Genomic DNA, 19,801 nt, shown 5'->3' with positions numbered 1-19,801 from the left:
CGATGACACCGACACCCGCGCCCGTCCTGCAGCTCGAGGATGTGGGTGCGGCGTACGACGGCCGGACCGTCCTCAGCGGCGTCACTCTCAGCGTCGCGGCCGGCGAGCTGCTGGTCCTGCTGGGGGCCAACGGCTCCGGCAAGAGCACCCTCGTGCGCACGGTCCTCGGGCTCACCCCGGTGGCCACCGGCTCCGTCTCGCTGTTCGGCCAGCCGCAGCAGCGCTTCCACGACTGGGCCCGGGTCGGCTACGTCCCGCAGCGGGCCGGCGCGACGTCCGGGGTGCCGGCGACGGTGCGCGAGGTCGTGTCCGCGGGCCGGCTGCCCCGGATGCGCCGCTTCGCGCGAAGCGGCGCGGCCGACCGGCGGGCCGTGACGGCCGCCCTCGAGGTGGTGGGCCTCGCCGACCGTGGGAGGGACAGCATCGCGACGCTGTCCGGGGGGCAGCAGCAGCGGGTGCTCATCGCCCGAGCGCTGGCGTGCGAGCCCGAGCTGCTCATCCTCGACGAGCCGACCAGCGGGGTCGACTCCGCCGTGCAGGTGGGCCTCGCCGACACCTTCGGGCGGCTGCTCGCCGACGGGATCGCGATCCTGCTCGTCGCTCACGAGCTCGGCCCGATCGCCCCGCTCACCCAGCGTGCGGTCGTCCTGCGCGACGGGAGGGTCGTGCACGACGGGCCGCCGCCGGAGATGGACCACCTGCACGGCCTCGACCCCGAGCACGCGCACCCGCCGCACGACCCGCACGCCCACCACCACCACTCGATGACGGGGTGGGCGCTGTGAGCCTGCTCGACTACGACTTCATGCAGCGCGCGCTGGTCGCGGCCGCCCTCGTCGGCCTGGCAGCGCCCGCGGTCGGTGTCTTCCTCGTCCAGCGGCGGCTCTCGCTGATGGGTGACGGGCTCGGCCACGTCGCGCTCACCGGCGTCGCGCTGGGCTTCCTGCTCGGCACCGCCCCCGTGCTGACCGCCGTCGTCGTCGCCACGGCGGGCGCGGTCCTCATCGAGCTGATCCGCCAGTACGGCCGCACCAGCGGTGACGTCGCGCTCGCCATGCTCTTCTACGGCGGCATCGCGGGCGGCGTGCTGCTCATCGGGCTGTCCGACTCGGGGACCAACGCCAACCTGCTGTCCTACCTCTTCGGCTCCCTCACGTCGGTCTCGCCGTCCGACCTCGCGCTCATCGCCGGCCTGTCGGTCACCGTGCTGCTCGTCGTGGCCGCGCTCGGCCGCGAGCTGTTCGCGGTGTCCTACGACGAGGAGCACGCGCGGGTCGCGGGCCTGCCCGTCGTGGCGCTCAACCTCTGCATGGCGGTGCTCGCGGCGGTGACGGTGACGGTCGCGATGCGGGTCGTCGGGCTGCTGCTCGTGAGTGCCCTCATGGTCGTCCCGGTCGCGGCCGCGCAGCAGCTGGTCAAGGGCTTCCGCTCGACCGTGCTCCTCGCCCTGCTCATCGGCGTCGCCTCGGCCGTGTCGGGCGTCACGGGGTCGTTCTACGCCGACACCGCCCCGGGCGCGCTCATCGTCGTGGTCGCCCTCGGTGTCTTCGCGCTGGCGAGTGTGGCCGCCGCGCTGCGCAGGCACCGGCCTCGCGGCCCCGTCGAGGAGGTCCCCGCATGAGTCCCCGGTCGGCGCCGGCGGACCCCCGCCTGCGGACGACGCGGCAGCGGACCGCAGTGGGAGAGCTGCTGGCGAGGGTCGACGGCTTCCGCAGCGCCCAGGAGCTGCACGAGCTGCTCCGGGCGCAGGGAGACCCGGTCGGTCTCACCACCGTCTACCGCCACCTGCAGGCGCTGGTGGACGCGGGCGAGGTGGACGTCCTGCACCCCGGACCTGGCGAGGCGGTCTACCGCCGCTGCAGCACCGACGCCCACCACCACCACCTGGTCTGCCGCAGGTGCGGCACCTCCGTCGAGATCGACGGTCCCGAGGTGGAGGCCTGGCTCGCCAAGGTCGTGAAGAAGCACGGCTTCCGCGAGGTCACCCACAGCCTCGAGCTGTACGGCGTCTGCACCTCCTGCGCCTGACGCGCCGCACACGTCACCTGACGGGAGCCTCATGTGCGTGGGAGCGGGCGACGAGAATCGAACTCGCGTGTCTTGCTTGGGAAGCAAGCGCACTACCATTGTGCTACGCCCGCGACGGGTCGCGAAGACCGCGCGCTCTGCACTCTACTAGCCTCCGCCCATGCTGCTCTCCGACCGTGACTTGAAGGCCGCTCTGGCCGCCGGCGACCTCGGGCTGACGCCGTACGACGAGGCGATGGTCCAGCCGAGCAGCATCGACGTACGCCTGGATCGCTACTTCCGGGTGTTCGCCAACCACCGGTACACCCACATCGACCCGGCCATCGCCCAGGACGACCTCACCGAGCTCGTGGAGCCGGACGGCGAGGAGCCGTTCATCCTGCACCCGGGTGAGTTCGTGCTCGGCAGCACGCTCGAGGTCATCAGCCTCAGCGACACACTTGCCAGCCGGCTCGAAGGCAAGAGCAGTCTCGGGCGGCTCGGGCTCGTGACGCACTCGACCGCGGGGTTCATCGACCCGGGCTTCAGCGGTCACGTGACGCTCGAGCTGTCGAACCTCGCCAATCTGCCGATCAAGCTCTACCCCGGTATGAAGATCGGGCAGATCTGCGTCTTCCAGCTGACGTCGCCGTCGGAGCACCCCTACGGGTCGAGCGTCTACGGCTCCCGCTACCAGGACCAGCGGGGCCCGACGCCGTCGCGCTCGCACCTGCGGTTCAACCGCACCCCGACCCAGTAGGCCGTCAGGCGCAGCTCTTCGCGCCCACGACGTACGACGTGTTGGTACTGCCCGAGTCGGAGCCGCCATAGGTGCCGACGCCGCCCCCGCTGGCGTAGGCGGTCGCGCCGGACCAGGCATGACCACGGACGCGGGTCAGCGACCGGCCCAGTCCGCCGTCCGCGCGGAAGGCGTCGACCGGCACCTGCATCCGGATGATGCCGCGCAGGTCGTCGACGGTTCCCGTGACGGTCGTGGCTACTCCTTCCGCTGCCGACGCGGTCGAGTCGTCCTCGCCGCCGGCGACGACGCGGTAGAGGGTGAACAGGTCGCCGCCGGTGCGGGAGCGCTCGGCGAAGGCGATGTAGCGCTCGGTCGCCGTGGAGAATGCCAGCTCCCAGCTGTGATCGAGGGAGTTGGTCCCACCCTCGGGGTTGCGGCCCTTCACCCGGATCACCACGGTCAGTGCCTTGCGGTCGCTGCGCAGGTCGGCCGACAGAAGGTCGACGACGTGGCCGTCCTCGACCGGCTTGGCGGTGTCCCCCGTCCCGAGGAACTCGGCATCACCGGCCGGGTCGACGAGCAGGTTCTTGCAGGCCGGAGCAGCCCCAGCGGACGGGACGGCGATGGCACCGACGAGAGCGACGGCGAGCAGTGCTGTGCGCATGGGGGGCCTCCGGGTGACGTGGTGCCAAGGAGAGCCCGGACAGCGCCCGCGGGTTCGGTCAGACGCGCTGTCGGCTGTCGGCCGGCGTTCGGTAGTCGCGCACCCCGGGAACCAGCAGCGGCAGCAGGGTGCTGATGACGAGCACGGCGATCGCGACCACGAGGACCGGCTCGTCGCCCACCGCGTCTACGACCGGGCCCGTGAGGGCGAGCCCGAGGGGCAGCAGCGCGAGGCTGCACATCCAGTCGAGTGAGATGACGCGCGCGAGCAGCTCGCGCGGCACGTCGACCTGCAGCGCGCTCTCCCAGTAGACGAGGAACGGGCCGAAGCCGAGCCCGGCGACGAACCACAGGACGGCGAGGACGGGGATACTCACGTCGAGCAAAAGGCCCAGGGGCTCGAGCCCGAAGGCCAGCAGCCCGAGGGTCCCGACGAGTCCCGGCTGCCGGGGCCGCCACCGGCCTGCCACCAGCGCGCCGAGCAGTCCGCCGACCGCGCCGACGGCCAGCACGAAGCCGAAGTCGCCGGTGCTTCCCGTGGTCTCTCGCACCACGATCGGCAGCAGCACGGTGCACGGCGCCACGACGAAGAGCAGCTGCACGGTGGCCATGCCGAGGATGGCAGCGATCCAGGGCCTTTGACGTACGGCGGTGATGCCCTCACCCATCTCGCGCAGGACCCGTCGACGTGGGCTCGGCACGTGCTCCGGCTCGCGGACGCGCAGCAGGGTGAGCAGCGAGACGCCAAAAGTCACCGCGTCGACGACGAACAGCACCTCCACGCTCGTGACGGCGACGAGCACTCCGCCAAGCCCGGGACCCAGCACCATCGCCAGGTGGGTGCTCGCCGACGACAGCGCGTTGCCCGGCCCGAGCTGGTCGGCTGGCAGCACGGTGGGCAGCAGCGCGCCGTACGCCGGGCGGAAGAACGCCTCGCCCGCCCCGACGGCAAAGGTGAGCGCGGCGAGCACCGGGACCGGCGGACTGCTGGCGGCGGCCAGCAGCAGGCCGACGACTGCGACCAGCCTGACGGCGTCGGCACCGATGAGGACGCGCACGCGCGGCAGGCGGTCGGCCCAGACCCCACCGAGCAGTGCGAACAGCACCAGCGAGGCGACGCGCGCGGCCAGCACCAGCCCCAGGTCGCCGGCGCTGCCGCCGCCGCCGAGGACGAGGACCGCGACCGCGATGGGAAAGAGCTGGTCGCCGATCGAGCTGATCGCCTGCCCGGAGAACAGCCACCGGAAGTCGCGGGAGGCGCGGAGCGGGTCGGTGATGCGGCTCATTCGACGGACATCCCGAAGATGGCCACCGTGGCGTTGGCCTTGCGGGCGCCCTCGGTGCGCGGCGGCAGAGCCTGGTCGTGCAATAGCTGCAGGGCGTCGCGGACCCGGTCGCGGACCTCGGCGAGGACCTCGTCGGTGACCCACAGCTCGGCGTCGGCGAAGGTCGAGGGGGCTTTCAGGTCGACCATGGCGGCCCTCCGCCGGAGCTCCTCCGACAGCGCAGCCGTCAGCAGCTGGCGGGCCTCGACGGTCTCGCCCTCCGGCCGACGCTGGTCGCTCGTCGGCCGGTAGCGGCGCTCCTTGCCGCCGCGGTTGCTGCGCTCCTCGACGACCTCGACGAGGCCGGCCGCGAGCAGCTGGCGAAGGTGGTAGCTGGCCGCGGCGTGGGCGAGGTCCAGCTCGCGCGCGATTTCGGCAGCGCTCAGGGCCGAGCCGGTGAGCAGGGAAAGAATCCGCAGTCGCAGCGGGTGCGCGAGGGCGCGCAGATACCCCTCCACTCCCCAAGACATGTTGGGGACTATAACGGAGGGTGATGCGATTGCTCCACTCGGTGGCTCGTCCATTCGGCTGAATGGGTGTCGGATACCCGACATTTGTGGACAGATTTGCTTGCACTTTGTGTCACTCGGAGTAGCGTCCGCGCCCTTCGAGGGGGGCCTCTTGGCGCGGAATGACGTGCCTTGTCTCCCCGTATCGACCGGGGGGTCACTGCATGTCCCGCAACCGCCGCTTCTTCCGTCCTGCCAGCCGCTCGCTGTTGGCGAGCGTGGTCGCCGTCGCGACCGGCGTGGCGTACGTCGGGATCTCAGTCCCGATCAGCCCGGCGACGGCAGCCGACAACGACACCGAGAGCCTGATCGCGCTCTGGGATCAGCTCGAGGGCTTCGTCCCGAGCCTCGCAGGCGTCGGCGCCCTCGGCGCCTCGCTGCCGGGTCTTGGCGTTGCGCCGGGCAGCGCGTCCGGCCTCGGGCTCGAGGACGCTCTCGCGGAGGCGCGGACCTCAGTCCTCGGTGAGTTCGCGACCGCAACGACGGTCAACGACCTCATCAGCAGGATCCACAACAAGTCCGGACCGATCGCGGGTGGCCGGCAGATCTCGTTCACCGCGGTGAAGGACGGCAGCCAGCCCAAGATCGACGTCACGGTGAGCATCGACCGGGTCGACGCCCCGGCGTCGCTCGACGTCCTCGGGGACGAGCCCCTCGGCGCCGGCTACCCGCCCTTCAGCCTCACCTCCGACGGCGGCGTCGAGCTCGACCTCGGCCTCGACATGTCCTTCTCGTTGCTCTACACGGCTGGCAGCTCCGCCGCCTCCGCCATCAGCCCCCCGGTGGCGACCGTCTCGCTGGGCGCCGACTTCGGTGATGCCGTCGACGTCCCCGCGGGTGTGGGCATCCTGGGGGTCGTCCTCGGTGACGCCTCGGAATTCGACCTCGACGGCTCGCTGTCCATCGCCTTCGACGACCCGGACAACGACGGACGGTTGGCGTTCGACAACCCGTCGACGGTCACGCCGCTCGACGGTGAGCTGTCAGCGGCGGGGGCAGGGGCGGGCCTCGCGACCGCGTCCATCACGGCCGGGACGGTGACCGGGTCGCTCGACGTAGAAGCAGCTCCGGACTCCGGGCTCGGGTTCTCTCTCCCGGGTGCGACCGGGACTGTGGGGCTCGTTGGCGACCTTCCTGCGGGCACACTCGACGTGACGATCCCAACCGGGTCGTTCGACGCGGTCAAGGCGTTCCTCACCTTGACCACGCGGGACCTCGCGCAGGGCCTCGCCTCCGCGGTGTCGACCGTACTGAGCATGCAGAACGCGACCGACCTCGAGCTGCCGTTCATGCGCGGCGACTACGCCTCGGCGATCGCGGCCGTGAAGGACATCCAGTCCTACCTCGAGGCCAACGTGCCCGAGGCCGAAGCCGGCGAGACGCCCGGCCGCCCGACGTTCAGCTCGCTCCAGGCCCTGCTCAAGGGGCTCGACGACGTCGGCGCGGGCGAGGGACTCGAGATCGGCGGGATCAGCTTCGACTCGACCGCCGGCGCCGAGCGCCTGGCGTTCACGATCACCGCCACCAACGACGGTGCCGAGGTCGACCTCAACCCGATCGAGTCCCCGCTGAGCGGCGACGCGAACTACACCGACACGCAGCTGATCGACTCGGCCGCCGACTTCACCGCCGACCTCATCGGTCGCACCGTCACCGCCGGAGGCGCAAGCGGACTCATCGCGTCGGTCCCGAACGCCACCACGCTGACGCTCAGCGCCACACCCTTCTTCGTGGAGGAGGAGCCCGCGGCCCCCGCGCCGGACGTCCTCTGGAAGGGCGGTCGGCCGGCGGACGGCAGCAGCTACAGCGTCGCTGCTGCGGACCCGAAGGTCGGTGCTGTCGAGTTCGCGGACGAGCTGGGTGACCCGGCCTCGGGCGCGATCACCAACGCCAACGCGATCTCTGCCGTGGCGAAGGTGACGCCGACCTTCGAATTGACCCTCCCGCTCGTCCTGGACCTCAGCCCGCCCAGCACCTCCGACTGCGACCCGAGCACCGGGACCGCCGTCTGCCCCCACAGCTACGTGTCCAATGGCATCACCGAGATCATCAACTCGCTGCCGCGCACGGCCGATCGCTTCCTGCTCGACGTCGACGCCTTCGCGCTGACGGCTGACGCTGACATCGAGACCTCCGTCGACATCGAGGCCAAGGTGGGCTTCCTCGCCGTCAAGATCGACGGTGACCTCAAGACCTGCACGCGCAAGGACACGCCGGAGCCGACCTGCCCCGCCACCCCGACGACCGACAACGACCTGCTCACTGTCGGGATCAAGCCGATCGCTGGCTACGCCGACGGGCTGGTGCCGCTCTCGGTCTTCGTCGAGCGACTGGGTGACGCCATCACGGCCGACGCCGACGGCGAGGACGCAGCCGCGGCCATCCTCGACATCGCGGTCGAGGGGCAGGCCTACGCCGACCTCCAGATCTCCGTGCCCGGCTCCGCGAGCTTCTTCGGCGGCGGGGCCTCTGCCGGCGTCACGATCTCCATGCCCGACATCACCGATCCGCTGGACGTCGACGTGACGCCGACGGGCAGCCTCGGCGACCTGGGCAGCTTCGACCTCGACACGTCGAACCCGCTAGCCCTCTTCGGTGCGGTGCTCGCGGCGCTGCAGGAGGTCTCGTCGAAGGTCTCCAGCTTCGAGGGCGCGGGCGCTCTCGACACCGACCTCCCGCTCCTCGGGCGGTCCTTCAACGACGTCGTCGGCTCGGGGGCGTCCGGCGGCGGTGACGGTGTCGCTTACACCCCTGGAACCGGCGGCACCACCCTCACCGACAGCAGCAAGTCCTTCAACGAGTCCTACGTCGGGCGCACCGTCCTCGTCGGTTCCAAGGAGGCTGTGGTCGTCAGCGTGCCCGGCGGCACCGGCTCCTCGGTGATCATCAGCCCGGCGCTGGCACCGGCACCCGAGGACCTCCCTGCCGACGGAACGCCCTACACGATGAGCTCCGAGCTGCAGGGCCTGATCAACCTGCTCGAGAACACCCCCAGCGACGACCTCCAGTCGCTCCTGGACTTGCTGGCCGACCAGCTCGGTGTCACCCCCGACGGCAACAGCGGCGCCACCTTCAACGTGGTCCCAGGGACCTCCGGCGACCCCGACGCGCTGCGCATCGACCTGTCCTGGTTCCGTGGCTACGAGTCCGAGCTCCCGCTCGACTTCGCCTTCGACCTCGGAGGCAGCCGTTCGCTCGTCGGCGCCCAGGGCAGTGGTCTCCTCGACGTCACCGTGACCGGCGAGGTCAAGCTCGGCCTGCTCATCCCGCTCGACGCGACGACTCTCGCGAACCCGGTCGCAGCGCTGCGCATCGACCCGACCACCTCGAGCGTCAAGGCCGCGATCGACGTCGACGGCGACGGCGCACGGCTGTCTGCCAACCTCGGCCCGTTCCAGATCTCGCTCGGCAACCCGGACGAGAACGCCGAGGCAGGCACCGAGCTGCAGGCCGGGCTGGCTGTCGCCCTCGACAGCGACCAGACCTCGCCGCAGACCATCGGCGACTTCATCACGAACCTCAATGCGCCTGACATCACCACCAGCGGGGCCGACTGCGCCAGCGACGACACCGACGTGCCGCTCGCCTTCTGCGCCGTGCTGCCCACGTACCTCAACGGCCAGCCGGTCACAGCAGACGGGAACGACAACCCGAGCTTCATCGTGCGCCTGCCACTCGGCGCCGACCTGCCCTCGACGTTCTCGCTCAGCGGTGCCCTCTCGGACTCCAAGCCGCGGTTCGAGGCCCCCGACGGTCTCGCTGCGGCGCTGGCTGAGGCGGCGCTGAACCTCTCGGCCTTCGGCGACGGGTTCTTCGGCTACCTCGAGTTCCTCGAGTCCGCCCTCCGCACGGCGAGCTTCGAGGGCAAGCTTCCGCTCATCGGCAAGGACCTCCAGGCTGGCAGCGCCTTCATCGACGACCTGGGCGCGCGCATGCAGACCGCCCTGGGAGGCATCGATCCCACGGCCACGTCCGCGGGACAGCTGCGTGAGTTCCTCAAGACCAAGGTCGAGCCGAACATGCCGCGCTTCGGCGACTTCGACTTCGACGTCGAGTGCGTCGAGGGTGCGTCCCTCGGGGCGATCGGCAAGCCGGACGTGACCCCGACGTCCGACGGGACCGACGACCAGACCTACCGCTACAAGATCGTGGCCTTCGCCGTCACCGACGGCGTGAACGTCGACACGAAGCCGAGCGCCGGGTCCGACCCCGTCCTCAACAAGGCGACGCTCGACGCGACCGACAACAAGAACAAGGTCGAATGGACGAAGGACGACAAGGCCGACGGCTACAAGGTCTACCGGGCGGTCGGCGCGGGAGTCCCCGGTGACTCCGACTACAAGCTGCTCACGACCATCGCCGATGGCACCGTCGAGACCTACACCGACGACGGGACGCACCCGCCGACGGACGACCTCGTCCCGTCGACGACCGAGCCGTGCCCCGACGACACGCCGGCCGACCAGGTCAAGGGCTTCACGCTCGCGATCGACCTCCGTCAGGGCGACGTCCAGCCGGGCGGCGGCTGCGAGGACGGGACGGGAGTGGGTTACCGCGACGAGTCCGACAAGGCCTGCCTCGGGGGCAACGTGCCCTTCGACATCGGCATCCCCGGCCTGGCCCTCCGCTCGACCGAGGACACCGTGACCAGCGGCTTCGGCATCGACGTCGGGTGGGAGCTGCACCTGAAGATCGGCCTCAACCGCGAGGACGGCTTCTTCGTGCAGACGCAGGATCGCGCGGAGCCCGAGTTCCAGCTCGGCGCTGACGTCAGCACCGGTGACCTGCAGGCGCAGATCGCCTTCATCAACATCGACAAGACCGACGGGCCGGCGTCGACCGCCCCCGACGTCGCTGCGCTCTTCGCGATCGACCTCAAGGACGGCGCGGGGGCCGACGACTGCCACGCCCCCAATGCGGACGCGGACACCGACACCCCGGCTGTGGCCTGCGTGGCCAAGCAGGAGCCGCGCCTGACCTTCTCCGACATCCAGGACGCCTCGTCGATCACCGACCTGGTCAAGCCGCTCCTCACCGCCAACGTCGACCTCGACTGGCACCTCGCGGCGCGGCCCGGCACCGGGTCGGCGATGCCCGGCATCCACACGAACTTCCGGCTCCTGTGGGGGTGGACGAGCGACGCACCGACGGACCTCGACGGCCTGTCGATCGCGTTCAACGACGTCTCGATCGATGCTGGCGAGCTGCTCGGCAACGTCATCAAGCCGATCATCCAGCAGGTCGTCGACGTGCTGAAGCCGGTGCAGCCGGTCCTCGACGTCCTCTTCGAGCGGGTGCCCGTCCTGTCCGACCTCGCCGAAGCGGTCGGTGGCGACCCCATCACGATCGCGTCGCTCGCCGAGGCCTTCAACACCCTCGCGGGCGGGCCGGACATCGGGCCGTTCCTCGAGGTCGTCAAGAACATCCGCGACCTCCTCAAGGCCATCGGCGGCGACTGCCCGACCGACGCCCCGTGCATCGACATCGGTGACTTCCAGTTGCTGGCGCCGAAGGCGGTTTCGACGGACGCCAACCCGGCGACCGCCGACTCGCTCATCAACAAGACCGGCGGCGGCTACAACGTCCAGGAAGACCTCGTCGACGACGTCAACGGCACGTCCACGGCGGCGATCGACAACAACAAGGCCGACGACGACCACATGGGCTTCACGTTCCCGTTCCTCGAGAACCCCGAGTCGGTGTTCGGCATCCTCGTGGGTCAGGACGTCGACCTGGTGAAGTTCGACTCCGGAGACCTTTCCATCGGCTTCGACTTCCAGCAGTCGTTCGGCCCGGTCTACGCGCCCCCGCCCGTCAACATCGTGGTCGGCGGTGGCGCGTCGGTGACCCTGCGCATCGTCGCGGGCTTCGACACCTACGGCATCCGCAAGGCGATCGAGATCGGCAAGCCGACCGTCGGGATTCTCGACAGCCTGTTCTTCTACACGACCGACGACGCCGGCACCCCGCTGCCGGTCGTGCAGTTCGAGGGCTATCTGCAGGCCGGCGCGTCGCTGAACCTCGTGATCATCGAGGTCGGAGTCGTCGGCGGCGTCAAGCTCACGATCAACTTCTACTGGAACGACCCCACCAACGACGGCAAGTTCAGGTTCCTCGAGTTCCTGGCGACAGCTCTCAGGAACCCGATCTGCCTGTTCAACGTCGGTGGTGAGCTCTCGTTGTTCATCAAGGTGTTCATCACCCTGGGGATCAGTCCATTCAGCACGACCTTCGACTTCACCCTGGTCGAGGTCACGCTGCTCGAGTTCAATCTGAAGCCGAACTGCACACCACCACCACCCAAGCTCGGCGGCGTCTCAGGCGACACGCTCTACCTGTTCGCCGGCAAGTGGGGCGGGCACGAGCAGCGCGCCCCGGGATACGGCGCGGACTACCCGTTCGCCGCCAACGGCGCGGACGAGAAGTGGGTCGTCCGGCAGTACAAGGCGAAGCTCGCCTTCGACCCCGACGACGACGGTCCCAAGCCTGAGCAGTCGGCTGAGGATGCGAAGATCACCGTGACCGCGCTGGGCATCACGGAAGAGTTCCCCGACACCGGTATCAACAACGTCGTCCTAGACGGCGAGGGCTACGCCGGTGCGCTGCAGGTGACCTTCAACGGGGGCAACGCCGCGTCACCGTTCGACAAGTCGGTCGTCGTCGCCACGGGTGACGGCAAGGACGTCGTGCGCACGGGCATCGGCAACGCCGTCATCGACACCGGCGGTGAGATGGACCAGGTCACGACCCTGGAGCGCACCGACCTCACGACGGCCGTCGATACCAAGACGGCGCTCGTCTCCGGTGGTCTCGGGCCGGACGTCATTACCGTGGGCAACGGCAAGAACACCGTCCTCGGCGACAAGGGCCTCGCCCTCAAGCGAGCCGAGGGCACGGTCGACGTCACGACCGCTGAGCCCGGCCCGGTGTCCGTGCCGCTGACCAAGCCGCTCCTCGGGACCACGCACACCGCACCGGACGAGCCCGGCGCGGACGTCTCCGGTGGCGCGGCAGACCAGATCTCCGCCGGCCTCGGTGGCTCGAAGATCTACGGCAACGACGGTGACGACCGGATCGGCACGGCCAACGACAGTCCGCAGGCAGCTCTGGCCGAGAACGCCGACGACCCGACGCCGTTCCTCGCCAAGACCAACCGGATCGTCGGTGGCGCCGGCAGCGACAAGATCAAGAGCGGTAGCGCCAGCGACACGATCTTCACCGGGCTCGAGGTCGAGATCGGTGAGGACGACTTCGGCGACGGTGACACCGGTGGTGACACGAGCAGTCACGAGAACTCGGTCGACACCGGTGCCGGCTCCGACACGGTCTACGGCAGCGAGGCAAAGGACTTCGTCACGACGCACTCGCTCGTCGTCGACGGTGAGCCGCAGACGGCAACCGTCTTCGGCGGTGACAACGACGACGTCATCATCGGCGGCCTCGGCACCGACGAGATCTTCGGCGGACCCGGCAACGACTACCTCGTGGCTGGCCCGGCGACCGTGTCGAGCGACACCCCCGTCGCCGACCAGCTCGGCAACGCGCGACGCGTCGAGCAGCAGCCAATAGTGGGTGTTGCGAGCCAGAAGCTCCTCGTCGGCGGAGGCGGCGACGACCGCATCTACGGCGTCGATGGCCCGGCCGAGATCCACGGCGATCACAGCGACATCGCCTGCCCCGTACCTGCGGAAGACCGCGACTACGTGTCACAGGCCCCGGAGGAGAACCCCGTCACCGGGGACACCCCCCTGCCCGCAGGGCTCGAGAGCAACTGGGACGGGACCGACCTCGTCCTCGGCGGCGAGGGCGTCGACCTGGTCAACGCCGGCGGCGAGAACGACTTCGTCTACGGCTACGGCGCCGACGACCAACTGTGCGGCAGTGGCGGTGACGACACGATCTTCGCCGGGAACGACGAGGACTCGATCTTCGCTGGCAGCGGCGACGACAAGGCCTACGGCGAGAACGACACCGACGAGGTCTTCGGCAACGACGGCGCCGACTCGCTGTTCGGGCAGCTCGGCACCGACCGCATCGAGGGCGGCGCCGGCTCCGACTTCGCGTCCGGTGGCGACGCCAGCGACCTCGTGATCGGTGGCTCCTCGAAGACCGGCCTGGCCGACGCCGGTGACCAGCTCTACGGTGACGAGGGAGAGGACGTACTGATCGGGGACAACGCCGACAGTCCGAGCATCTCGTCGTACCCGGAGGACCTGGAGACGGCGGATGGCCTCGTGGCCTTCGCCGGGACCGACTACGTCTACGGCGGCAACGGCAACGACCTCGCCTACGGCGGTCTCGAGGGCGACTTCGTCTACGGCGGCAACGGAGACGACGATCTCGAGGGCAACGGCGGCTCGGACGACGTGTTCGGCGAGCTCGGCGCAGACAACATCATCGGCGGGTCGAGCCAGATCCCGCTGGATGTCGGCCAGAACTCCATCGGGCAGCCGGACGTCGGCGATGACCTGTTCGGTGGCACGTCCGAGGACGTGATCGCCGGTGACAACGCGGTCCTTCTCAGGACCGGGACGTTCACCGACATCACGCTCGGCAGGCCCGCTGCGGCGGCCCGCAACATCCGGCTCCTCGACCTCGGCTACAGCCCTGATCTGGACAACTCGGGAGGGGACACCATCAGCGGTGGACCCGACCCGGACGTGATCCTCGGGCAGGACGACGAGGACCTGATCCACGGTGACGACGGCGACGACTACGCCGAGGGCGGTCAGGACAACGACACCGTCTATGGCGACGGCGGCGAGGACGACCTCGTCGGCGGTGGCCACGTCGTCCACAACGGGTCGGGTCAGGAGCGGGACGGCCAGCTCGACGCCGGCGACACGATCTACGGCGGCGACGCCGGCGACGTCGTCCTCGGTGACAACGGTCAGGTGCTCCGCAACCAGGCGGACAAGAGCGACATCACCGAGAACCGCGGCATCACAGCGCGCACCATCGAGATCTACGACCTCGTAAGCGCTGGGCCCGAGGCCAACACGTCGGGCGCAGACTGGCTGCTCGGCCAGGACGAGGCCGATGTGCTCCTCGGTCAGAGCGGTACCGACCGGATCACCGGCGGTGCGGCTCAGGACTACGCCGAAGGTGGCCCCGACGCCGACTGGGTCGAGGGCAACACCGGCCGTGACGACCTGCTTGGTGGCTCGTCGACCACGGTGGGCGACAACACCGGGCGCGACGCGATCGGTCAGCCGGACACCTTCGACGTGGTCTGGGGCCAGGAGGGTGACGACCTCGTCATCGGCGACAACGCCGTCGTGAGCAGGGTCGGCGATCCTCATGAGCTCACGGTGCGGATCGGGACCGATGACCTCACTGGTGCCCTCACCGGCAGCCTCACCGACGGGCGGGCGATCCAGCTGCTCGACCTCGGTGGCGAGATCGACTCGGCAGGCACGCTCGTCACGCCCGCCGGTCAGTACGGCGACGACTGGCTCTCCGGCCAGAACGGCGTCGATGTGGTCCTCGGCCAGGACGGCGCGGACAAGATCTCTGGCGGCAGCGCCGACGACTACGCAGAGGGTCAAGGTGCCGGCGACTCGATGCTCGGCGACGACGACCTCGTCGGGGTGCCGGTGGACCCGGTACCGGCCACTGTGGCGAACGAGTGGCCTGGCCTCGCCACGGCCGATTACGACGCCGACGGCGGAGTCGACGGTCAGGACGAGCTGATCGGCGGCAAGTCCGAGGTCGGGTTCCGTGATGGTGACGACGTCATCAAGGGCAACGGCGAGAGCGACTTCGTCCTCGGCGACAACGGCACTGCGGTGCGCGACACCGAGGGACTGCCGACTGCTCTTGTCGACCGCCCCTACGCGCTGCGCTACGCGTCACCGACGCCGGCCAACGCTGCCAAGATCCGGGAGGCGGACAGCAACTTCCCGTCCACCCGGTTCTGCAACGCGGCTCTGGCGCTCTGCGAGCGGGGCGGTGCCTCCGGTGCCGACCAGCTGTTCGGCAACGCAGGCGACGACTTCCTGTACGGCCAGGACGGCGCGGACGTCATCTGGGGTGGTAGCGAGGACGACGACATCTACGGCGAGCTGGGCGATGACCGGCTCTTCGGCGAGGCGGGCGACGACGCCATCCTCGGCGACCGTGGTGGCGTCAGAGACCGCTTCGAGACCGGCGGCGAGGCGTTCAACCTGTCGGTCACGCAGGTGCCGAAGGTGTCGTACGAGGGCTTCTCGGCCGGCTCCGTGACCCGCATCACCGATCTGCTCCACGACGTCAACGGCGACGTGTTCGTGGGGGCGGGAGCGGGCGACAAGATGCCGCACAACGGTCTGGAGGAAGGTGGCGTCGACCGGATCCGTGGTGGGCTCGACGACGACTCGATCCACGCCGGGTTCGGGGACGACCTCGCCAACGGTGACAGCGGCGGCGACGCGGTCTTCGGAGACGACGGCGCCGACCTGCTGTGGGGTGGCAAGGGCTGTGACGACTCCGCGCCCAACGAGGCCACGAACCGGCCGTACTGCTACCCCAGTGGCGTCTTCGACCCGGCGCCGCACCTGGCGGGCGGGGAGACCAACCCGGCGGTCACCGACTACGTCGTCGGTGGCAAGGGCGGCACCTCGCCCGAGTCGCTCGCCGGCTCGTCTGGCTCGGACATCCTCGACTGGCGACCGCGTGGCACCTACGAACCAGGGACCGGGTGCACCGATAACGCCTGGCCAGTGGACCTGGCCCCGGTCGGCAAGAAGGGCACCTCGACCACCATCGATCCGTGCTCGTGGTTCGAGATGACCGACATCCACGACGCCATCACCACGAACAACCAGCACCACCAGGGCGTCGACTGGCAGTACGGCGGCTGGGACCGCGACGTCATGCAGGCCGACGTGGCGGACAACGGCCCCAATGAGGGTGACCGGCTGCTGGACTGGGACGGTGCGTACAACCTCTACACGCACTGCAATGCGGCGTACGGCGGCTTCAACGACGTCCGCCAGCACAGCCCGACGTGGCAGGACTTCCTGCAGCGCTGGGTGGTGGGGCTGGGCGCTGGGCAGGCCGCAAGCGACGCCACGACGAACGGGACCTCTGCCTTCGTCGAGCTCGCGCTGGTCTACTCCGGGGTCGACAAGGACCACGGGTCTGGGAAGGCGTATCCGGCGACACCGGGGCACTTCGACAACCCGAACGCCTGCGCGGAGTAGCACCAGCTCGTAGGTGACGAGGCCCGGAGCCGCGAGGTTCCGGGCCTCGTGCCGTCAGCGGACGGTGAGGGTGGTGCTGGCGAAGCTCGTCCACGTCCCGTTGACCAGCCGGAAGGCCGTCACGGTGTGCCGACCCACCGGCACCTGCGCGGGGAAGTCGTCCTGGCTGCGGCAGCCCAGCATCGGCTGCTCGGGGAACACCTGCGTCACGGCGCCGGGCGCGCTGGGCGTAGCCACCCCGGTGGCGCTCACCCCCGTCGTGTTGAGGGCGAGCAGCACGTCGCCGTCGGGGCCGACGAGGGTGTAGCGCACCTCGTCGCGCTGGCCCACGGTCGTCGGCGCGATCGCCAGCGCCCCCGTCGTGCACGACGTCTCCAGCGGAGGGAACGGCGGCTTGCCCTGATCGGCGTAGACGGCCGCGATCACCACGGCAGCGAAGGCGCCGAGCAGCCAGAGCCCACCGGCCTTGAACCGCTCCGACGGGGGGCGTACGACGCGCTCGCCCGGATGCGGCGGCGGGCTGTCGGAGTGCAGCTGCTCGAGCAGGTCGGGCTGCGCCTGCCGCCGACCGAACGGCGAGCGGGCCACGCGCTAGTCGGTCTTCGGCGGCTGCGGGTCCGAGGACTGGCCCTCGGTCGGTGCTTCCGGCCCGACGTCAAGAGCGGTCTCGGCCGGTGCTTCGGCAGGTGAGTCGACCTTCGGCGCGTCGGACAGCTGCGGGTAGTCGGCGGTGGCCGTCGCCGCGGGCGTGGCCTCGACGGGCTTGGCTGCCTCGGCCGTGACGTCGGCGGCGCCGGCCATCGCTGGGACCTTCGCGGGCGCGACCGCGCGGGCCAGGATCTGCGAGACGTCGAGCACCTGCAGGCCCTCCTTGGCCGAGCCCTCCTGCTGGCGGGCGGTGACCGCGTCGGACAGCATGACGATGCAGAACGGGCAGGCGGTGGAGATGACGTCGGGGTTCAGCGCGAGCGCCTCGTCGGTGCGCTCGACGTTGACCCGCTTGCCGATCTTCTCCTCCATCCACATGCGAGCACCGCCGGCGCCGCAGCAGAAGCCGCGCTCCTTGCAACGCGGCATCTCCGTGGTCATCAGGCCCTGGATCGCGCCGAGGATCTCGCGCGGGGGCGTGTAGACCTTGTTGTGCCGGCCGAGGTAGCAGGGGTCGTGGTAGGTGATCGACTGGTCGACCGGCGTGATCGGGACCAGGTGGCCCTCCTCGACGAGGCGGCCGAGCAGCTGGGTGTGGTGGACGACGTCGAAGTCGCCGCCGACCTGGGGGTACTCGTTGGCGAGAGTGTTGAAGCAGTGCGGGCAGGTCGCCACGATCTTCACGCCGGTCGAGCGCGCCGCGCCCACGCCGTTGAGGACCTCGACGTTCTGCTGCGCGAGCATCTGGAAGACGAACTCGTTGCCGAGGCGGCGGGCCGGGTCACCGGTGCAGGCCTCCATGCCGCCGAGGACGGCGAACTCGACCCCCGCGGTGTGGAGCAGCTCGGCGAACGCGCGCGTGACCTTCTTCGCGCGGTCCTCGAGGGCGCCGGCGCAGCCGACCCAGAAGAGGTACTCGACCTCGTCGGGGATCGAGTCGGTGACGACCTTGACCTCGAAGGGCAGGCCGTCCATCCACTCGGTGCGCGCGGAGTTGTTGAGGCCCCACGGGTTGCCCTTGTTCTCGAGGTTGCGCAGCATCACGCCGGCCTCGCTCGGGAACGCGCTCTCGATGAGGACCTGGTAGCGGCGCATGTCGAGGATGTGGTCGACGTGCTCGATGTCGACGGGGCACTGCTCGACGCAGGCGCCGCAGGTGGTGCAGGACCACAGGACGTCGGGGTCGATGACCCCGCCCTCCTCGGCGGTGCCGACGAGCGGGCGGACGGCCTGCTCGTGGCTGGTGCCGTGGACCCGCTCGTAGCCGGACTCCGGGACGCCGTGGTGGCCGTCGTCGTCGCCGTGGCTGAAGTCCGGGACGTGGCCCTCGGGCACGGTGCGCGAGCCGAGCAGGTAGGGCGCCTTCGCGAACAGGTGGTCGCGCAGGTCCATGATCAGGATCTTCGGGCTGAGCGGCTTGCCGGTGTTCCAGGCCGGGCACTGCGACTGGCAGCGGCCGCACTCGGTGCAGGTCGCCATGTCGAGCATCGCGGTCCAGGTGAAGTCCTCGACCTTGCCGACGCCGAAGGTGTCGACCTCGGGGTCGGCCTGCTCGAAGTCGAGGACCTTGCCCTGGCTCATCATCGGCAGCGCGCCGCCGAGCGCCGCGCCCTCGGGGTTGCGCTTGGTGAGGACGTTGAGGGGCGCGAGGAAGATGTGCAGGTGCTTGGAGTAGGTCACCAGCACCAGGAAGCCGAAGACGACGCCGATCTGGCCGAGGACCATGACGTCCTCGAGGCGCTCGTTGAAGGTGTGGCCCAGCGGCTCGATGGCCTCGGCGATCAGCTTGGAGAAGAACGGCGCCCACGGGTGGTCCTGCCAGGGCGAGACGCCGGTGTTGAGCTGCGCCGCGCGGATCCCGAACATCGTGAGGATGACCAGGCTGATCATCCCGAGGATGACCCAGGCCGGGCCGGTGTGGCTGCCGTAGAAGCGGCTCGCGCGGCTCTGCTTCGCCGGCGCGTTGCGGTAGCGGATGATCGCGAAGGTGATCAGCCCGGCCAGCACGGCGACGCCGAAGAAGTCCTCGGCGAAGCCGACGACCCGCCACTTGCCGATGATCGGGATGTGGAAGTCCACGTCGAACATCGCGCCGACGGCCTCGACGATCGTGAGCCCGAGGATGACGAAGCCCCAGAACACGAAGAAGTGCGCGAGGCCGGGGACGGACCACTTCAGCAGCTTGCGCTGGCCGAAGACCTCGACGACCTGCGCGAGCGCGCGCTGCGGGGCGCGGTCGAGGCGCCCCGGACTCGGCTGACCGCTCGCGATCATGCGGAACAGGAAGGCGACGCGCTGCAGCGCCAGGGCGGCGCAGACGGCGATGATCAGCGATCCGCCGACGGCGCGGACCAGCATGTGGGTCTCCACGAGACTCCCTCTGCTCTCAGGCGACCGGGGCGCAGTCGCTGACCGAGCCTAGCCCGCGGTTACCGAGCGGTAACAACGCGGGTGGCTGCGTCGAGTGTGCCCCGCTCCCGGGCTCGCTGCACGCCGGGGTCACGCGTGTCGGGACCCGGGTCGGATTGCGGGTCAGAGGGTGGGTCAGAGCGCGGCGTCGACGAGGCGCTGCAGGCCGCGCGCGAGCACGACGGTGAGCGGCCCGGCGAGCAGCAGTACGAGCAGGATCCCGAGCGCGCGCATCGCGGTGTTGGGACCGCCGTCCTTGCCCCGCATCGACCCCAGCACCGGCCCATCCTCACACGTCGCCGGTCCTCACGAGCA

11 protein-coding genes and 1 tRNA gene are annotated in these 19,801 nt (G+C 70.1%); 5 read left to right on the top strand and 7 right to left on the bottom strand.

Annotation, left to right across the window (positions count from 1 at the left end):
• Positions 1-2 precede the first annotated feature (2 nt).
• Genes Q8R60_13125 through Q8R60_13115 form a run of 3 tightly spaced genes read left to right on the top strand, consistent with a single transcriptional unit; the run spans position 3 to position 2,028 of the window.
• Positions 3-785 (top strand): metal ABC transporter ATP-binding protein, encoded by a 783-nt coding sequence (locus tag Q8R60_13125; protein ID MDP3713410.1) that lies wholly within the window; start codon positions 3-5, stop codon positions 783-785.
• A complete protein-coding gene (locus Q8R60_13120) occupies positions 782-1,621 on the top strand; it encodes a metal ABC transporter permease (GenBank protein MDP3713409.1) in 840 nt (279 codons plus the stop codon). Before Q8R60_13125 ends, Q8R60_13120 begins: the two co-directional genes overlap by 4 nt.
• Entirely contained in the window at positions 1,618-2,028 is a 411-nt protein-coding gene (locus Q8R60_13115) for a transcriptional repressor (protein ID MDP3713408.1), read from the top strand. Before Q8R60_13120 ends, Q8R60_13115 begins: the two co-directional genes overlap by 4 nt.
• A gap of 42 nt (positions 2,029-2,070) precedes the next feature.
• Here the strand turns inward: Q8R60_13115 and Q8R60_13110 are convergent.
• Positions 2,071-2,141 (bottom strand) — tRNA-Gly (locus tag Q8R60_13110).
• Between the two features lie 47 nt (positions 2,142-2,188).
• Between Q8R60_13110 and dcd the strand changes: the two genes are divergently transcribed.
• Complete coding sequence (gene dcd / locus Q8R60_13105) at positions 2,189-2,767, top strand: dCTP deaminase (protein ID MDP3713407.1); 579 nt, start codon at positions 2,189-2,191, stop codon at positions 2,765-2,767.
• A 4-nt stretch (positions 2,768-2,771) separates the two neighbouring features.
• Here the strand turns inward: dcd and Q8R60_13100 are convergent, their stop codons facing one another.
• Genes Q8R60_13100 through Q8R60_13090 form a run of 3 tightly spaced genes read right to left on the bottom strand, consistent with a single transcriptional unit; the run spans position 2,772 to position 5,207 of the window.
• On the bottom strand, positions 2,772-3,413 hold the full coding sequence (locus Q8R60_13100) for a hypothetical protein (GenBank protein MDP3713406.1): 642 nt from the start codon (positions 3,411-3,413) through the stop codon (positions 2,772-2,774).
• A 58-nt stretch (positions 3,414-3,471) separates the two neighbouring features.
• Entirely contained in the window at positions 3,472-4,698 is a 1,227-nt protein-coding gene (locus Q8R60_13095; GenBank protein MDP3713405.1) for an MFS transporter, read from the bottom strand.
• Positions 4,695-5,207, bottom strand: a complete 513-nt coding sequence (locus Q8R60_13090; GenBank protein ID MDP3713404.1) for a helix-turn-helix domain-containing protein — start codon at positions 5,205-5,207, stop codon at positions 4,695-4,697. The genes Q8R60_13095 and Q8R60_13090 overlap by 4 nt, the downstream gene beginning before the upstream one ends.
• Before the next feature lie 203 nt (positions 5,208-5,410).
• Between Q8R60_13090 and Q8R60_13085 the strand changes: the two genes are divergently transcribed.
• Positions 5,411-16,429 (top strand): calcium-binding protein, encoded by an 11,019-nt coding sequence (locus tag Q8R60_13085; protein ID MDP3713403.1) that lies wholly within the window; start codon positions 5,411-5,413, stop codon positions 16,427-16,429.
• Between the two features lie 54 nt (positions 16,430-16,483).
• On the opposite strand, the gene Q8R60_13080 is transcribed toward Q8R60_13085, so the two are convergent.
• From Q8R60_13080 to Q8R60_13070, 3 genes are all read right to left on the bottom strand, one after another.
• A complete protein-coding gene (locus tag Q8R60_13080) occupies positions 16,484-17,017 on the bottom strand; it encodes a hypothetical protein (protein MDP3713402.1) in 534 nt (177 codons plus the stop codon).
• A 3-nt stretch (positions 17,018-17,020) separates the two neighbouring features.
• Complete coding sequence (locus Q8R60_13075; GenBank protein MDP3713401.1) at positions 17,021-19,447, bottom strand: (Fe-S)-binding protein; 2,427 nt, start codon at positions 19,445-19,447, stop codon at positions 17,021-17,023.
• 174 nt (positions 19,448-19,621) lie between these two features.
• The gene (locus tag Q8R60_13070; GenBank protein ID MDP3713400.1) at positions 19,622-19,753 is read right to left on the bottom strand and encodes a hypothetical protein; all 132 of its coding nucleotides are present in this window, start codon (positions 19,751-19,753) and stop codon (positions 19,622-19,624) included.
• Positions 19,754-19,801: the final 48 nt, after the last annotated feature.

The sequence above is a fragment of the Mycobacteriales bacterium genome (genome assembly GCA_030697205.1).
Taxonomy (GTDB): domain Bacteria; phylum Actinomycetota; class Actinomycetes; order Mycobacteriales; family SCTD01; genus JAUYQP01.
The sequence above is the reverse complement of the archived record's forward strand: the minus strand, read 5'-3'. Positions and strand labels throughout refer to the sequence as shown.